This window comes from Escherichia sp. S10b, assembly GCF_028421345.1.
In the GTDB taxonomy this organism is placed as follows: Bacteria; Pseudomonadota; Gammaproteobacteria; order Enterobacterales; family Enterobacteriaceae; genus ECMA0423.
Genome location: NZ_JAHZSO010000169.1, coordinates 373,317 through 390,737, shown reverse-complemented (window position 1 = coordinate 390,737; position 17,421 = coordinate 373,317). Strand labels below are relative to the sequence as shown.

General features: G+C 50.1%; 12 protein-coding genes, 1 tRNA gene and 2 CRISPR repeat arrays (1 of these 15 cut by a window edge). Of the genes, 7 read left to right on the top strand and 6 right to left on the bottom strand.

From position 1 onward, the window contains the following. Nucleotides 1-135: a CRISPR direct-repeat array (repeat unit 28 nt); it reaches 193 nt to the left of the window's first position. A 172-nt stretch (nucleotides 136-307) separates the two neighbouring features. The 6 genes from cas1f (at nucleotide 308) to cas6f (ending at nucleotide 8,656) form a co-directional block, all read left to right on the top strand. Further along, entirely contained in the window at nucleotides 308-1,291 is a 984-nt protein-coding gene (gene cas1f, locus FTE26_RS19940; RefSeq protein ID WP_000097888.1) for a type I-F CRISPR-associated endonuclease Cas1f, read from the top strand. Next, nucleotides 1,288-4,521 carry a type I-F CRISPR-associated helicase Cas3f gene (gene cas3f, locus FTE26_RS19935; RefSeq protein WP_001101569.1) on the top strand — a complete coding sequence of 1,078 codons (3,234 nt, stop codon included), beginning with the start codon at nucleotides 1,288-1,290 and terminating at the stop codon, nucleotides 4,519-4,521. Before cas1f ends, cas3f begins: the two co-directional genes overlap by 4 nt. 330 nt (nucleotides 4,522-4,851) lie before the next feature. Continuing rightward, entirely contained in the window at nucleotides 4,852-6,159 is a 1,308-nt protein-coding gene (gene csy1 / locus FTE26_RS19930) for a type I-F CRISPR-associated protein Csy1 (RefSeq protein ID WP_000415804.1), read from the top strand. Further along, entirely contained in the window at nucleotides 6,156-7,079 is a 924-nt protein-coding gene (csy2, locus tag FTE26_RS19925) for a type I-F CRISPR-associated protein Csy2 (protein WP_000120900.1), read from the top strand. Before csy1 ends, csy2 begins: the two co-directional genes overlap by 4 nt. Before the next feature lie 10 nt (nucleotides 7,080-7,089). Beyond that, a complete protein-coding gene (csy3, locus tag FTE26_RS19920; protein ID WP_001029754.1) occupies nucleotides 7,090-8,091 on the top strand; it encodes a type I-F CRISPR-associated protein Csy3 in 1,002 nt (333 codons plus the stop codon). Between the two features lie 10 nt (nucleotides 8,092-8,101). Beyond that, nucleotides 8,102-8,656 carry a type I-F CRISPR-associated endoribonuclease Cas6/Csy4 gene (gene cas6f, locus FTE26_RS19915; protein WP_000350179.1) on the top strand — a complete coding sequence of 185 codons (555 nt, stop codon included), beginning with the start codon at nucleotides 8,102-8,104 and terminating at the stop codon, nucleotides 8,654-8,656. 112 nt (nucleotides 8,657-8,768) lie between these two features. Here the strand turns inward: cas6f and FTE26_RS19910 are convergent. From FTE26_RS19910 to trxB, 6 genes are all read right to left on the bottom strand, one after another. Further along, nucleotides 8,769-8,856 (bottom strand) — tRNA-Ser (locus FTE26_RS19910). Between the two features lie 342 nt (nucleotides 8,857-9,198). Beyond that, a CRISPR array of direct repeats spans nucleotides 9,199-10,426; the repeat unit is 28 nt; unit sequence GTTCACTGCCGTACAGGCAGCTTAGAAA. A gap of 112 nt (nucleotides 10,427-10,538) precedes the next feature. Beyond that, a complete protein-coding gene (gene infA, locus FTE26_RS19905; protein WP_001040187.1) occupies nucleotides 10,539-10,757 on the bottom strand; it encodes a translation initiation factor IF-1 in 219 nt (72 codons plus the stop codon). A 284-nt stretch (nucleotides 10,758-11,041) separates the two neighbouring features. Continuing rightward, a complete protein-coding gene (gene aat, locus FTE26_RS19900; protein WP_001241678.1) occupies nucleotides 11,042-11,746 on the bottom strand; it encodes a leucyl/phenylalanyl-tRNA--protein transferase in 705 nt (234 codons plus the stop codon). A gap of 41 nt (nucleotides 11,747-11,787) precedes the next feature. Further along, entirely contained in the window at nucleotides 11,788-13,509 is a 1,722-nt protein-coding gene (gene cydC, locus FTE26_RS19895; protein ID WP_001202179.1) for a heme ABC transporter ATP-binding protein/permease CydC, read from the bottom strand. Next, nucleotides 13,510-15,276, bottom strand: a complete 1,767-nt coding sequence (gene cydD / locus FTE26_RS19890; RefSeq protein WP_001043587.1) for a heme ABC transporter permease/ATP-binding protein CydD — start codon at nucleotides 15,274-15,276, stop codon at nucleotides 13,510-13,512. Between the two features lie 122 nt (nucleotides 15,277-15,398). Continuing rightward, complete coding sequence (gene trxB / locus FTE26_RS19885; RefSeq protein WP_000537418.1) at nucleotides 15,399-16,364, bottom strand: thioredoxin-disulfide reductase; 966 nt, start codon at nucleotides 16,362-16,364, stop codon at nucleotides 15,399-15,401. Between the two features lie 544 nt (nucleotides 16,365-16,908). On the opposite strand from trxB, the gene lrp reads away from it, so the two are divergent. Then, nucleotides 16,909-17,403, top strand: a complete 495-nt coding sequence (lrp, locus tag FTE26_RS19880) for a leucine-responsive transcriptional regulator Lrp (protein WP_000228473.1) — start codon at nucleotides 16,909-16,911, stop codon at nucleotides 17,401-17,403. Nucleotides 17,404-17,421: the final 18 nt, after the last annotated feature.

The following is a 17,421-nucleotide window of genomic DNA, read 5'->3' as shown; positions in this document are numbered from 1 at the left end:
CAGGCAGCTTAGAAATGCCAGATATTTCAGATCATGAACGGTTGCGCGTTCACTGCCGTACAGGCCGTTTAGAAACACATATACGCGAACGTCATTTTGCAGTAGCAGTTCACTGCCGTACAGGCAGTATTCACACTACGATAGTGTTAGGCATTTGGTCATGCCATGACACTCTCAACTTCAAACCATTAGCTTCAGCACACAATAACAATCGTAATAATTGCGACAGAAATCAATTTTCAGCACATAAATCAATGCTGTACTAAGCCCAATACCTTCAAATATAAAATAATCACAGGATGTGTTTATGTCTTCGAATTACCTTACGCCTTCCGATCTCAAAACCATTCTCCACTCCAAACGCGCCAATATTTATTATCTGGAAAAATGCCGGGTTCAGGTGAATGGTGGGCGGGTGGAGTATGTCACCAGCGAAGGTAAGGAGTCGTACTACTGGAATATCCCCATTGCGAATACCACGGCATTGATGTTGGGGATGGGAACATCCGTTACCCAGGCGGCGATGCGTGAATTTGCCCATGCCGGGGTGATGGTGGGCTTTTGTGGTACGGATGGTACGCCGCTGTATTCAGCGAATGAAGTGGATGTCGATGTCTCCTGGCTCAGCCCACAAAGTGAATATCGCCCTACAGAATATCTCCAGCAATGGGTTTCTTTCTGGTTTGTTGAAGTTAAACGACTTGCCGCCGCGAAACGTTTTCAGTTAATCCGCCTGGCTCATATTGAGAAGCACTGGACCAGCGCGAAAATGCAGCGTGAACACGCATTTCAACCTGATGTTAATGCGCTGCATACCCTCCTGAATCGTACTCGTGAAGAAATAGACGCGGCAGAAAACCATACGCAGCTTATGCTCGTAGAGGCCAAATTGACTAAAGCGTTATACAAAATGGTCAGTCAAACAGTGGGGTATGGCGATTTCACTCGCGCAAAACGGGGCGGTGGTATTGATATGGCCAACCGCTTCCTCGATCAAGGGAATTATCTGGCTTATGGACTGGCAGCAGTGGCGGCGTGGGTAACAGGTATCCCGCACGGTTTAGCAGTAATGCACGGTAAAACACGTCGCGGCGGGCTTGTTTTTGACCTTGCCGATCTGATTAAAGATGCCCTGGTTATGCCACAAGCATTTATTGCCGCAATGGCGGGAGAAGATGCTCAGGAGTTTCGTCAACGCTGTATCAATATCTTTCAACAAGCGGATGCGCTGGATGTCATGATCACTTCTCTGCAGGAAACGGCCCAGGCACTGGCTAAGGCTGACCAATGAATGTCCTAATTATCTCGCGCTGTACAAAAAATGCTCGCGTGGAAAGCTGCCGTATTATTGAACAGTTTGCTGAACGTACAGGTGATGCCGCATGGCAAACGGTGATTACTCTGGAAGGAGTTAATACACTCCGCCGTTTACTGCGCAAAACTGCCAGGCGAAATACCGCAGTGGCATGTCACTGGCTAAAGAAGAATGGACAAATGGAGTTGATGTGGATTGTGGGTAATATTCGTCATTTTAATGCTCAGGGGCGCGTTCCCACAAATCGCACAACGCAAACCAGCCTGGTGAACAAGGAAGAAAACCGCTGGCAATGTGCGGAAAGCATTGCGCTGCTGGCAGCCATCGCCGGGTTATTTCATGATTTTGGAAAATCCGGACGCAGCTTTCAGCAAAGCCTGACCCAAAAGAATGCCCGCAGTTATCAACCATACCGACATGAATGGATCTCACTGCGGCTCTTTCAGGCGTTTGTCGGTGATCGGCCCGACGATGTGTGGCTGGCGAAGCTTGGCGAACTTACGGCAGATGATGAATCTGCGATTCTGGAACGCCTGCTAAAAGACACGCCTCAATTTTCAGATAGCCCATTTACTTCGCTGCAACCGCTAGCCAAAACGGTAGGTTGGCTGATCCTTTCCCATCATCGAATTCCGGAGAATCTTTCGCCACAACCGGAACAATCTTGCAAAGGGTGTGAAAGTTGGCTGGAAAGGCAACTTAATGCTGACTGGAATGCCGTCAACCACCGCAGAGATGACTGGTCACAACAGGATTTTGCGCACGTCTGGCAGTTTCCATCAGGAACGCCGCTTCAAAGCGCGAGCTGGCGAGAAAAAGCGCGTCAGATAGCCCGCCGGGCAAGTAACGCGCTCGGTTTAAAGACATACGGGCAGATGGAACAGTTGTTCCCCTTACATATGGCGCGTTTTTGCCTGATGCTTGCCGATCATTACTATTCCTCACGCGATGCGCAGCAAAAATGGCAGGACCCGGAATATATCGTCTGGGCAAATAGCGATCGCCAAAGCGGCACGCTCAAACAACGGGTAGACGAACATCTTGTTGGCGTCGCGCATCATGCGTATCTGCTTGGGCGGCAACTGATGCACACACGGGCTTCTCTTCCGGCAATTGCCCGACATAAAGGTTTTAGCCAGCGAGCTACAGATGTGAAATATCGCTGGCAGAATAAAGCCTGGGATGTGGCACGAGCGCTACGTGAACGAAGCCGGGAGGAGGGATTTTTCGGCGTTAATATTGCCTCGACGGGGTGCGGTAAAACCTTTGCGAACGCCCGCATTATGTATGCGCTTGCCGATGAGCGGGAAGGGTGCCGTTTTACCGTCGCGCTGGGATTGCGCACGCTGACTTTGCAAACCGGCGATGCTCTGCGTAGTCGACTTGGACTCGGTGAGGATGAGCTGGCGGTATTGATTGGTTCTGCGGCAGTTAAACAGCTCTGGCAGCAGGAAAAAATAGACAATGATTGCGGAAGTGCTTCACAAGAGTCGCCAGCAGAGGAGCAACAGTTCGTTAAGTACGAAGGCAGCCTGCATAACGGGGCGCTGGAAAAATGGTTGAAGGATGACAGCAAACTTAAGGCGTTAGTAAGCGCACCGATTCTGGTAGCGACGATTGATCATCTTATTTCCGCGACCGAGGGTGTGCGTGGCGGGAAACAGCTTCCGGCGATGTTGCGTCTGTTAACCTGCGATTTAGTGCTCGACGAACCCGACGACTTTGATATTGCTGATCTTCATGCGGTATGTCGTTTGATGAACTGGGCCGGGATGCTGGGAACGCGGGTGTTACTCTCTTCGGCGACGCTGCCGCCAGGCCTGATTCAGGCGCTGTTCGCGGCTTATCTTGCCGGGCGTAAAATGTGGCAGGCGTCTTGTGGTACCAACGGCAGGCCCGTCAATATTTGCTGTGCCTGGTTTGATGAAAACGATGCTGATGCCACGCAAATTAGCGATGGAGCGGCCTTTCGCGATGCGCATACAAAATTTGTTGCCAGGCGGGCGGTAATGCTGGCTGAAAAAGAGCGGCTGCATTTCGGGCGTGTTGCTTCGATTTCATCTGCATCAGTTGCAATCCAGGATGTTACCGAAAGTGTGGCCCAGACGGTGCATACGCAAATGCTGAAGTTGCATCAGGCGCATCGCCAGCTACACGAAAGCGGTAAAACCGTTTCGCTGGGCCTGGTGCGCTTCTCGAATATCAATCCACTGGTTGCAGTGACCAAAGCCCTGATTGCCATTCCTTCACCAGAAAATGTTTGTATTCATTATTGTGTTTACCACTCCCGACACCCGCTGGCGGTGCGTTCAGATATTGAGAAGCGCCTGGATCGCGCTTTTACCCGTCATAACGAACTCGATTTCTGGAACAACGAAGACATCGCAGATGCCTTACATAACCGTCCGGAATCGCACCATCTGTTTGTGGTGTTGGGGACATCGGTTATAGAAGTGGGGCGTGACTGGGATGCGGACTGGGGAATAATTGAACCGAGTTCCATGCGTTCGATTATTCAATTTGCCGGACGTATTCAGCGCCACCGTAGAAATGTGCCGACCAGTGAGAATCTGGTTATTTTGCGTAGTAATATCAAATCATTGCAGAAAAAAGCCCCCGCATTTTGTAAGCCAGGTTTCGAAACAAAAGAACACTTGCTGAATAGCCACGATATTTGCGAACTGATTCCGATCGCAGACTACCGGACGATTAACGCCTTGCCGCGGATCCTGTCTGCCAATAATGACAACAAACTGGCGGAGCTTGAACATAGTCGTTTATCCGCCGAATTGATGAGCAGTAAAAGCAAACATGTGGTGGCGGCGCAATGGTGGCGTGCACCGCTAAGCTGGAACGGCTGGATACAGCGCCAGACGCCATTTCGTTATTCCCCTTTGCCGGAGGCGGTATTTTTTCTGCATATGGATGATGAAGAAAGCGAAGTGCGTTTCTATTCCCGCACGGGCGACAACGAGCGTAAAGCGCAGGGGAATTTCAGGCGAGAAGAGGTGAGATGCGCCAGCGGTGTTGCTTGCTGGGGCGTGATGGATTACCAACACGTTTTGTTGAATTTAGCTGATAAGCAAGGTTGTGAAATACAGCGTGTTGGAGAAATGTTTGCTGAAGTGAGAGTACCGGCCAGTGAAGAAGATGCGGTCGATGACTGGCGTTATCACCCTTGGCTTGGGGTGTTTCGCAATCAGTGATGGGGAGCACTAGCTGCCTGTACGGCAGTTTACAAGTCCGTATCCGGAGATACATCTATTTCTAAGCTGCCAACGGCAGTGCGTGAATGTTAATCGCATAACTATTGCACTGCAAATAATTTATATATGGTAATATCACTTTGGTTTATAGCATTGGGTTTGGCTAGATTAAAACGTAGATATATCTAGGTGAACTATCCATGATTATAACCACGGGTGTTGTCCCTTTTGCTGTATGCGTCGTTGTACTGAAGCCTGGTTGGGCTACGGAGATTTTTCAGTGAAGTCAGGGAGCAACTTCAATTTGATGGACTAACGAAAGGAGCCGAAATGGAAAAAACGGCGCTAATACAATTTATCACTGACTACATCGCTTCGCGAAGGCAACCCAAAATAGATGCCTTTGAAAAAGAAGCAGCAAAGCGGTTGGAACAGGGCGAGGACGCCAGCGTTATCGCTCTGGAGCGACAGGAGCTCGAAGCACGCTACTTGCCACGTAACTGGTTAACGGATGCGGCAAATCGTATTCGTTCTATAAGGATAATTTCCCACGGGGCAAAATATAGTAATGGTGACTCCAAAGCATATGGGCGTTATTTGGAGAAATTCGTCAGTGAGGGATATTTAAATACAGCATCACTGGCAATTATTAAAGAGGATGCTGAAGGCAACGCAGCCGTTTTTGATGTTGCAAAACTACTACTAACTGAAATCAACGGTGATTCATTACTCGCCAGCTTAAAACGTGGCGATTATCATTCATTAAACGTTTTTGCCTTGAATGATGAACAATTAAAACAATGGGTTGAATGCTTTAGCAAAGCATATGCTTCGGAGTGGATAAAAGCGCATAAACTATCGAAGCAAATCTATTTTCCTGTCGATGATGGCTATCATCTGCTCTGCCCGCTATTTTCCAGTTCGCTGGCGCAGGCGATGTATGAAAAGCTAACCGCTGTGCGCTTTAGCGAAGAATCAAAAGTCATTCGCGATGCGCACAAAGCAGGTAAATGGCACTCACAGCCAGATATTCGTTTCCCTAATCTTGCAGAGATGCATTATGGAGGTGGAAATCAACAGAATATCTCCCTGCTAAACAGTGCCAGAATTGGACGCGTCTGGCTGTTGCCGTCAATGCCGCCTACCTGGGCGACGCTGGATCGTGCACCACAAAACATGCGCAGTATTTTTGCCTTACGCGGCGATTTCAATAGGGCGGCTTCGGGCATTATCGCCCGAATGACCTACTTACTGAAGGTTGACATAAACAATGTTCATATCCGTACTGCGCGGGCGAAATATATTGATGAGTTGATCGATCTGCTGTTCATGCAGGCATCCGCTTTTCAGCAAGAAAAATGGCAGGGATGGTCAGCGCAATCGCAAGATTTACCGCGCCACCAACAACTTTGGCTGGATCCGTGGCGAAGCCTCTCAGATGAGACTTTTAAACAGGAGCGTGAGAAAAACGACTGGCAAGAGACGGTAGCCGATGATTTCGCGCGCTGGCTGAACTATCGCCTGAAAAAATCCAGTTTTGACGTAGGCGCTGTCGAACAAAAAGAGTGGCGCAGCCAGTCTCTGTTTGCTCAACGGATGCGTGAAATGGAAGCTGTTTTGCAGGAGGCGCTGAAATGAGTTATCTGCTCTTGTTACCCCATATACGCATCGAAAACGCTAACGCCGTCTCCGGGTTGACCTGGGGATTCCCGTCAATGACCCATTTTCTCGGTTATGTTCATGCGCTTTCTCGAAAAGTCGTGGATGAATTTGGCGTAAGTTTTGACGGTTGTGCGGTAGTAAGCCATGAACAGCATATTCAGGCGTACAGCTCCGGGCGCGATTTTCAATTCGCTCTCACCCGTAACCCATTAACCAGAGAAGGTAAAACCGCCTCGTTCAATGAAGAGGGCCGTATGCACCTGACGGTTTCTCTGCTGATTGAATGTAATGGCGAAATTACCAATGGTGAATATGGCAGAAAAGCCCTTTGCGACCATCTGAAAATGCTCTGCCAGAGCCATAAACTGGCGGGCGGCAGTATTGTTGACATGCGCGAACCACAGCTTTTTCATGCGCCTGAAGATGAAAAGCAACTGCGTAAAATCATCTGGCGTTTAATGCCTGGCTATGCGCTTTACGATCGCAGTGAATGGCTGGCTGAACGTCACCAACAACATCCCGACATCTCGTTGCTGGATGCCTGGCTTGATTTTGCTGCCGTTAAATATCAGGCCGAATCTCCGGCAGAAGACAACAGCGCAAAATGGACCTATCAGCCGAAGCCAATGCCTGGTTTCCTGGTACCGTTAATGTGTGGCTACCAACGCATTTCGCCTGTTTACGCACCCGGTGAAGTTGAAAATGCGCGCGACACCGTGACGCCATTTGCTTTTGCCGAAGCGGTATATGGCATCGGCGAATGGCGCGGATTACATCGCATAACTGACTTGCAACCGCTGATGTGGCATTACCGCACAACGGACACTGGCTACTATTGTTCGGCAACGCCAGTTGTTGATGATTTTACTTTTAATGAATATGACGATTTAGAATAAGGACATAATTATGGCAAAGGCTCCTGTAGCAATCAAAACGGCATCGGTACTGGCATTTGAGCGCAAACTGGCAACATCTGACGCGGTAATGTACGCAGGTAACTGGCAAGGAAATGTATGGCAACCCATTGAGATTCAGGAGAAAGCGGTTCGCGGAACTATCTCTAATCGCTTGAAAAATACGATTACCAGTGACTCCACAAAACTGGATGCTGAAATCCAAAAAGCCAACCTGCAACGGGTGGATGTGGCTTCGCTTCCGGTAGATGCGGATACGTTAAAGGTGGTGTTTACGCTGCGTGTGCTGGGTAATTTATCCACACCGTCAGTATGTAATGATATGGCTTATCAGGAGGCGCTTTCCGGGGTCATTGAAGGTTACATCAGCGAACATGGCTTTAAAGAGCTGGCGCTTCGCTATGCGCTGAATCTGGCAAATGGTCGTTTTCTGTGGCGCAACCGCATTGGTGCTGAGCAGATCCAGGTGAAAGTTACTGCTAACGACACTTTCTGGACTTTTAACAGCCATGACTTCTCTTTACGTCAATTTGACCAGGGACAGGCAGCGGTCACGCAGCTGGCGGCCATCATAGAACAAGGATTAAGCGCAAAAGAGTGGGTAATGCTCACCGTTGAAGCGCAGGTTCGCCTTGGGGGCGGGCAAGAAGTTTTCCCGTCGCAGGAGCTGGTGCTCGACAGCAACAGTAGCAAAAGTCGCGTGTTATATCAGGTGGCTGGCATTGCTGGTATTCACTCCCAGAAGATTGGCAATGCTTTACGCACCATTGATACCTGGCATCCGAAGGTTGATGAGTTGGGGGCTATCGCCGTGGAGCCTTATGGTTCAGTAACCAGCCGCGGTGTTGCTTGCCGCCAACCGAAAGAAAAACTCGATTTCTACACCTTACTGGACAACTGGGTGACGAAAGGAGTGAAACCAGACGTTGATCAGCAGCACTACGTGATGGCTGTGCTGATCCGTGGCGGTGTCTTTGGTGAGAAATCGGAATAAGGAGCTGCCAATGGATCACTACCTTGAGATCCGCGTTCTGCCAGATCCTGAATTTTCGAGCGAAATGTTGATGGCGGCATTATTTGCCAAATTGCATCGGGCATTAGGTGCAAGAGGGCAAGGTGATATCGGCGTGAGTTTCCCGGACGTGAATGTTACGCCGGGAGCGCGTTTACGCTTGCACGGCAGTGCCCCCGCATTGCAAGAACTTGAAGCCTCGACGTGGCGTAAAGGGCTGACGGATTACTGCCAATGTTCGCCTGTCACGCCAGTTCCTGAAATTAAAGGCTGGCGAGTCGTAAGTCGTGTACAGGTAAAAAGTAACCCTCAGCGTCTGTTAAGGCGTTCAGTGAAAAAAGGCTGGCTAACTGAAGAACAGGCGATTGAACGACTGGCGACGCAGGCTGAACTGCGGACCGATTTACCCTTTCTTAATATGAAGAGTTTGTCGAGTCAGCAGCAGTTCAAGCTTTTTATCCGTCATGGTGATTTGCTTACTGAACCGGTTAAAGGGGAATTTAGTAGTTACGGATTAAGCGCAACAGCCACTATTCCCTGGTTTTGATGCTTTGTAATTTTTAACAGGCCTAGCCATGTGGTTGGGCCTTTTTTATGTGCTCCGTGACTGACACACACAAAAAAAAGCCCGTACTTTCGTACGAGCTCTTCTTTAAAGATGGCGGTGAGGCGGGGATTCGAACCCCGGATACGTTGCCGTATACACACTTTCCAGGCGTGCTCCTTCAGCCACTCGGACACCTCACCAAATTGTTTTGCTGCCAGACCTCATAGGTGGCAACGGGGCGCTACTATAGGGAGTTGGAGTGAAACGGTCAAGAAGAATTTATATAGATTGATTTGTTTGGTTACGCAATGAACACGCTGTTCGCGGGACGGAGATTATGACCGTATGTGTTCTGGTCAATTGTTTATCAAAAGCTATGCAGAAAATATGAGATGAAGAAATACCAAATCGACCCTTTTTTTAGGGCGAAATGTAACTCATTGATTTTATTTATTTCTATTTTGAAGTCTGGAAAAAGGGTTTGAATCTGCGATTTTGTAACTTTTAACAATAAATCAATCGGATAGTCTGCTATTATTCCAGTTCACTGCCGTACAGGCAGCTTAGAAAAGTAATTCCCCAATAATTCCCCGCGCAAAAAAGTTCACTGCCGTACAGGCAGCTTAGAAAGTATTGCCTGACTATTTCACGCAACAGATCGCGTTCACTGCCGTACAGGCAGCTTAGAAATCTAATATTTCAAAACCCCAACGACTGCCAATGTTCACTGCCGTACAGGCAGCTTAGAAAACAGGCACCCGGCTGATGTTCGTAGGCGACATGTTCACTGCCGTACAGGCAGCTTAGAAATGGTGGCCGGAAGAAGCTGATCACATCATGTTGTTCACTGCCGTACAGGCAGCTTAGAAACACATTATGAATCACACGATGGCGATGCGTGAGTTCACTGCCGTACAGGCAGCTTAGAAAATCACATTTAATTCCGTGTTTCGTTTTGAACAGTTCACTGCCGTACAGGCAGCTTAGAAAGAACTCCCTTTCGTGGGCGGTACGTAATGATGGTTCACTGCCGTACAGGCAGCTTAGAAAGGAAAGTTAAGCGCCAGCGCGGCGTTGTGGGGGTTCACTGCCGTACAGGCAGCTTAGAAAGGAATCGCCCCTCGCTCTCAATCCAGAATTTTGTTCACTGCCGTACAGGCAGCTTAGAAAAGTCCGCGCGATTTCATTGATTAACCGGAACCGTTCACTGCCGTACAGGCAGCTTAGAAAGGGAACAACAGGACACAATCCGCAACGGTGACGTTCACTGCCGTACAGGCAGCTTAGAAATCAGCGACGAGCTGCGCCGGTGGGCACGTAATGTTCACTGCCGTACAGGCAGCTTAGAAAATCCTGATAATTCAAGTCTGTGATTACCAGTAGTTCACTGCCGTACAGGCAGCTTAGAAATACTTGTGCTGAAGCACTGGCATCCAGAATGCGTTCACTGCCGTACAGGCAGCTTAGAAAAGTACGCTATTACGCTACCCTACCCAAAACACGTTCACTGCCGTACAGGCAGCTTAGAAAATGTTTATTCCCTGATTAATGACGCCGTGTTAGTTCACTGCCGTACAGGCAGCTTAGAAAACATCGTTTACTCCGTTCGCCGCGTTAATGCGGTTCACTGCCGTACAGGCAGCTTAGAAAACATTGATCAGGTTATTTCAAATACGCCCGGCGTTCACTGCCGTACAGGCAGCTTAGAGAAGCAAGCTGTCTCGCCCCTTCGGGCTTCCAGCGTGCACTGCCGTACAGGCAGTTTTCAAACTCAACACTCCATCCTCTAATATTTATTCCCCATAACTCACAGACGCAAAAAAGGTCGGCTAAACCGACCTTTTACTCGTTCTTTCTCTTCGCCCATCAGGCGGTAAAACAATCAGCGACTACGGAAGACAATGCGGCCTTTGCTCAGGTCGTACGGGGTCAGTTCAACAGTCACTTTGTCGCCCGTCAGGATGCGGATGTAGTTTTTGCGCATTTTACCGGAGATGTGTGCAGTAACCACGTGACCGTTTTCTAACTCTACGCGGAACATGGTATTAGGCAACGTTTCAAGAACGGTACCTTGCATTTCAATATTGTCTTCTTTGGCCATCTAATCCTCTGGGGTATCACTACCGTAATTTGAACCGGCAAGATAATGCCGAAGTTCTGTAAATAAGTAAAGATTTGCGCGCTAAATCGCAACAAACAGGTTCGGCACATTACTCCGAAAACACACGGCTAAGCCGCACCAAAAGCGCAACGTATAAGGGAGCGGTGAGATAAACGATGGGCGTTACCTGACGCGAAAAATTCCTTATCGGCAGCGGGGTAATGAGCGTAACCAACTCTGCGACCGCAATTATAACACTCTGGGGAGAAATGTGCCGAAAACATTCATTCTTGTGGTGAAAACAAGCATCGTGGTACCCAGAAATTATTCGGCAATCGTCCGAGGCGCATTTGATTGAGATAATTAAGGTAATCCCGGCGGGGAATTTCGCAGGCACCAAGCGATGCTGTGTGATCGTTAAGGACCTGGCAGTCGATAAGCTTACCGCCATGACCGATAAATTCCTCACAGAATACCAGAAGCGCCGTTTTAGACGCATTTTCCATCCGGCTGAACATGGACTCGCCACAAAATAGCGTTCCCTGGGCCACGCCGTACATACCGCCGACAAGCTCATCTTCACGCCAGACTTCAATGGAGTGGGCATGGCCGAGTTCGTGAAGGCGATGGTAGGCTTCGACCACGCCACGCGTGATCCAGGTTCCTTCTTCGCGATCGCTGGCACAGCCTTCAATGACCTGACCAAAAGCGTAATTCATCGTGACACGATAGGGCGAGCGTTTATGAAATCGCTTCATACTACGGCTGATATGCAGTGATTCTGGCCATAGCACCGCGCGGGGATCGGGCGACCACCAGAGGATGGGGTCGCCTGGAGAAAACCACGGAAAAATACCACGCTGGTAAGCCATTAACAGGCGCGCAGGGCTAAGATCGCCCCCAAGTGCCAGCAGGCCGTTAGGCTCACGTAATGCGCCTTCCGGGGAAGGGAAGGCTATTGAATGGCGAGAAAGCTGAACCAGGCGCATGACCGCAAAACTCCACGCAAGTCGGATCGTTCAATAATAGCTTACAAACCCTGCTTGAACTGGTAATAACGCCCCTGTCTGGCAAGCAGCTCTGCGTGAGTACCTTGCTCAATAATTTGCCCGTTGTCCATCACTATTATTTGTTGGAAACGAGAGAGTCCGCGAAGTCGATGGGTGACCATTAACACCGTTTTCTCACGCATCATTTCTGCAAGCAATTCAAGGATCTGGCTTTCGGTTGTGGCATCTAAGCCTTCGGTAGGTTCATCCAGCAACACCAGTGGCGCATCATGTAACAGCGCACGGGCGATAGCCAGACGGCGCAGTTCACCACCGGAGAGCTGGCGTCCGCCTTCACCTAACCAACTGTTGAGACCTGCATCCTCGAGCAGCTTCTCCAGACCAACGCGACGCAAGCTCTCCGCCAGAGCCTCATCACTACTGCCAGGCGAGGCGAGTAACAGATTATCACGCAGCGTGGCGCTAAACAGATGCACTCGCTGAGGAACAACGCTGATGGTCTGTCGTAGAGCCGCTTCATTCAGGCTGGCTATGGGGCTATCGTTAAGCAAAATCTCTCCCTGTTGCGGGTCCCAAGCGCGGGTCAGCAGTTGTAACAGTGTTGATTTGCCGCATCCGGTTCGCCCGAGAATCGCTATATGTTCCCCGGCGTTTACCTGAAGAGAAATCCCTTTAAGTGCCTGTTGGGATTGCTCCGGATAAGTGAACTGAACATCCCGTAACGTCAGCGAAACGCGATTGGCAACATGAGTTTGGGTATCAGGGAAGGTGACTTCCGGTTTTTGATCCGTTAAGTCAGTGATCCGAACGGCAGAGGCAATGACTTGCCCCAGATGCTGAAATGCACCCGTTACTGGTGCCAGTGCTTCAAACGCGGCTAACGCGCAGAAGACAAACAGGGCAATTAACGCGCCGGGTTGAGCATTGCCGCCAACGCCGCCAGACGCCATCCACAGCATCAGGATCACCGCTAACGCGCCAATGAGCAGCATTATCGCTTGCGACAATGCGGTCAGTTCAGATTGACGGCGTTGCGCTTCCAGCCATTGAATTTCTGTATTCTCTAATTGCGTGCGATAACGATCGCTGGCACCAAAAATGGTCAGCTCAGCTTGCCCTTGCAGCCAGGCCGTCAGTTGTTGGCGATACTGTCCGCGAAGATGAGTCAGATTTTGCCCGGTGCTTTTTCCCGCACGATAAAACAGCGGTGGCATCAGGAAAAGCGTCAGTAACATAATGCCGCCCAGCGTAAAGGCGAGGGTGAAATCAAGGAAACTTAACCCGATTGTCACCACCATAATCACCACAAAAGCGCCCACCAGCGGCGAGATAACGCGCAGGTAAAGATGATCGAGCGTATCAACATCCGCCACCACGCGGTTGAGCAATTCGCCCTGACGATAGCGCGCCAGTCCGGCAGGGGAGAGGGGCAACAATTTGCTGAAGGTGTAAATGCGCAGATGCTGCAACACGCGGAAAGTCGCGTCGTGACTTACCAGACGTTCAAAATAACGCCCGGCAGTACGGGTGATTGCGGCACCACGCACGCCCGCAGCGGGTAGCATATAGTTGAAGCTGTACAGTCCGGCAACCCCCGCAACCGCTGAGGCCGAGAGGAACCAGCCGGAAAGTGTCAACAGACCGATACTGGCGAGCAGCGTCACAATTGCCAGCACAATACCAAGACTTAACATCCATTTATGACGTTTATACAGTGCCAGATAGGGTAGCAAAGCGCGCATTTAAATCTCCTCCTGACGATGGGCCAGTAATGTGGCGAATGGGCCGCCAGCCACACTTAATTCCGCGTAACGTCCTTGCTCAATAATCCGGCCATCCTGCATAACCCAAATGACATCCCAGTCAGCAAGATCTTCTAACTGGTGGGTGACCATTAACGTTGTCTGGCGCAGAGAGGCGGCATTCAGCGCCTCCATTACGCGCTGTTCACTGTGAGCATCAAGGCTGGCAGCGGGTTCATCCAACAGTAATAGCGAACAGGGATTTAGTAACGCACGGGCCACCGCCACGCGCTGCGCCTGCCCCACGGAAAGGCGGGCAGCCTGGTCGCCAACAGGCGTATCAACGCCTTGTGGCAGGAGCGGTAGAAACTCGCTGACCCAGGCGTTATCCAGCGCTGCTTGTAATTCTTGTTCGCTGGCATCAGGTCGCGCCAGTAGTACGTTATCCCGCAATGTTGCTGCCGGTAATTGTGGGTTTTGCCCAACCCAGGAGAGATGTTTACGCCATGATTCTGGTGATAAATCGCGTAATTCTATCCCGTTGATTCGTAATGATCCCTGATATGAAAGAAAACCAGAAAGCGCGTTCAGCAGTGAGCTTTTACCTGAACCGCTGCGACCAACCAACACTGCACGTTGGCCTGCTGGCAAAGTAAAGTTCAGCGGTCCGGCCAGCGTTTTACCTTCCGGCGACGTGATAAACAGATCCTCGGCCTCAATGGTCACCGGATCGGTCGATGCTAATTCCGCCTCACCGCGCTGCGGATGGGCGAGCGGGGTTTCCATAAACGTTTTCAGACTGTCAGCTGCACCAACAGCCTGGGCTTTAGCATGATAAAACGTACCGAGATCGCGCAATGGCTGGAAAAACTCTGGCGCAAGGATCAGGGCCAGAAAACCCGCAGCCAGCGTCACACCGGTATCGTAGTGACCAAAATCCAGCTCGCCGAGATAGGAAAAACCAAAGTAGACCGCCACCAGAGCAATTGACAGCGAGGTAAAAAATTCGAGAATGCCGGAGGATAAAAACGCCAGCCGTAGCACTTCCATTGTCCGTTGGCGGAAATCTTCCGAAGCAGAACGAATACTTTCAATTTCAGCTTCACCACGACCAAAAATACGCAATGTTTCCATGCCGCGCAGGCGATCGAGGAAATGCCCACTTAAGCGAGCAAGAGCGAGAAAGTTACGCCGGTTAGCATCGGCAGCCCCCATCCCAACCAGCGCCATAAACAACGGAATTAACGGTGCTGTGCCCAGCAGAATGAGCGCCGCAGCCCAGTTAGAGGGGAAGATCGCCACCACAATCAGCAACGGCACCGACACTGCCAGCGCCATTTGCGGCAGGTAGCGTGCATAGTAATCATGCATATCGTCAATTTGCTCGAGTACCAACGTCGCCCAGCTCCCCGCAGGTTTACCCTGAATCCACGCTGGCCCTGCTTGTTGCAGACGGTCGAGAACCTGACGGCGGATGGCAAAGCGGATATGCTGCCCGGCGTGATAACCCACCCGTTCGCGTAACCAGACCACCCATGCGCGCAGTACAAAGGTCAGAACCAGTAACGTAAAGGGAAGCAGCAGGGCTTCACGGGGAATATTCTCCATAATCATATGTTGCAGAATTCGCGCCATGAACCAGGCCTGGGCAATGATCAATATGCCGCTTACAAAGCCCAGCAGACGAGAAATATTCAGCCAACGTTGGGAGATGACGCTTTGCTGTTTTAACCAGCGGGTTAACTCTTTTTGACGGGATTTATTCATTGCACGCTTAGCAGGTGAGTTATCAGAATTATTTGCAGAGCAATGTTACAACGGGGAAAAAATAAAGGCGACCCATAGTCGCATGGTGTCGCCTTCTTTACTTTTGTTACTGATTTGTAAAATTATTTTGCGTCAGCTAAACCATCGAGGTAGCGTTCCGCATCAAGTGCTGCCATGCAGCCTGTACCGGCCGAAGTAATGGCCTGACGATAAATATGATCCATCACGTCACCCGCGGCAAAGACGCCAGGAATGCTGGTCTGGGTGGCATTACCATGAATACCCGACTGCACTTTGATGTAGCCGTTTTCCAGTTCCAGCTGCCCTTCGAAAATGGCAGTATTCGGGCTGTGACCGATAGCAACAAACAGACCGGCAACGTCGAGTGACTCGATGTTATCGCTGTTTTGCGTATCGCGCAGACGAACGCCAGTGACACCCATTTGATCGCCGGTCACTTCTTCCAGCGTACGGTTGGTGTGCAGAATGATGTTGCCGTTCTCCACTTTATCCATCAGACGCTTAATAAGGATTTTTTCCGCGCGGAAACCGTCACGGCGGTGAATCAGATGCACTTCCGAAGCGATGTTAGACAGATACAGCGCCTCTTCAACCGCGGTATTGCCGCCGCCGATGACCGCAACTTTCTGGTTGCGATAGAAGAAACCGTCGCAGGTTGCACAAGCAGAAACCCCACGGCCTTTAAAGGCTTCTTCAGAGGGCAGGCCGAGATAGCGTGCAGAAGCTCCGGTGGCAATAATCAGCGCGTCGCAAGTGTATTCGCCGTTATCGCCATTCAGACGGAACGGACGGTTTTGCAGATCCACCTTGTTGATATGATCAAAAATGATCTCAGTTTCAAACTTGGTGGCATGTTCGTGCATGCGCTCCATTAATAACGGACCGGTCAGATCGTTTGGATCGCCAGGCCAGTTTTCCACTTCCGTGGTGGTGGTCAGTTGGCCGCCTTTTTCCATGCCGGTAATCAGCACAGGTTGCAGGTTGGCGCGCGCCGCGTAGACAGCAGCGGTGTATCCCGCCGGGCCTGAACCCAGGATAAGCAGTTTACTGTGTTTGGTCGTGCCCATGAGATCCCCATAGTTGTTGGCAGACAATGGGCAGGATTGTAGGGAATTTACAGACGTAAAAAAAGAGTATGACGATTTTGTTAACAATTTGTGCAATCGGCAGCATCGATAAGCAGGTCAAATTCTCCCGTCATTATCACCTCTGCTACTTAAATTTCCCGCTTTATAAGCCGATTAAATGATGAATAAACGCCCCTGTTAATGAATATCTGGCATGTTGTACTAAAAATCGATGTTTTGCTTTGACAATCCCCTGGTGTTTTGCGAAAACATTCGAGGAAGAAAAAAAACAGTATTCTTATATGCGCATAACCATGCATGTAAATACCATGTTTACCGTGCTAGTGAAATCTACGTATGGCGTGGACAGACGCCATTCGTGATGTCGATAGCTGCCACAAGGCAACGGTCTTCTCACCGTAGACCCAGGCATTGCGCGCCGTGAATCTTCATGATTTCGGTCTATCGTGACGGGTAGCGACTCTGAACAGTGATGTTTCAGGGTCAGACAGGAGTAGGGAAGGAATACAGAGAGACAATAATAATGGTAGATAGCAAGAAGCGCCCTGGCAAAGATCTCGACCGTATCGATCGTAACATTCTTAATGAGTTGCAAAAGGATGGGCGTATTTCTAACGTCGAGCTTTCTAAACGTGTGGGACTTTCCCCAACGCCGTGCCTTGAGCGTGTGCGTCGGCTGGAAAGACAAGGGTTTATTCAGGGCTATACGGCGCTGCTTAACCCCCATTATCTGGATGCATCACTTCTGGTATTCGTTGAGATTACTCTGAATCGTGGCGCACCGGATGTGTTTGAACAATTCAATACCGCTGTACAAAAACTTGAAGAAATTCAGGAGTGTCATTTAGTATCTGGTGATTTCGACTACCTGTTGAAAACACGCGTGCCGGATATGTCAGCTTACCGTAAGTTGCTGGGGGAAACCCTGCTGCGTCTGCCTGGCGTCAATGACACACGGACATACGTTGTTATGGAAGAAGTCAAGCAGAGTAATCGTCTGGTTATTAAGACGCGCTAACACGGAACAGGTGCAAAA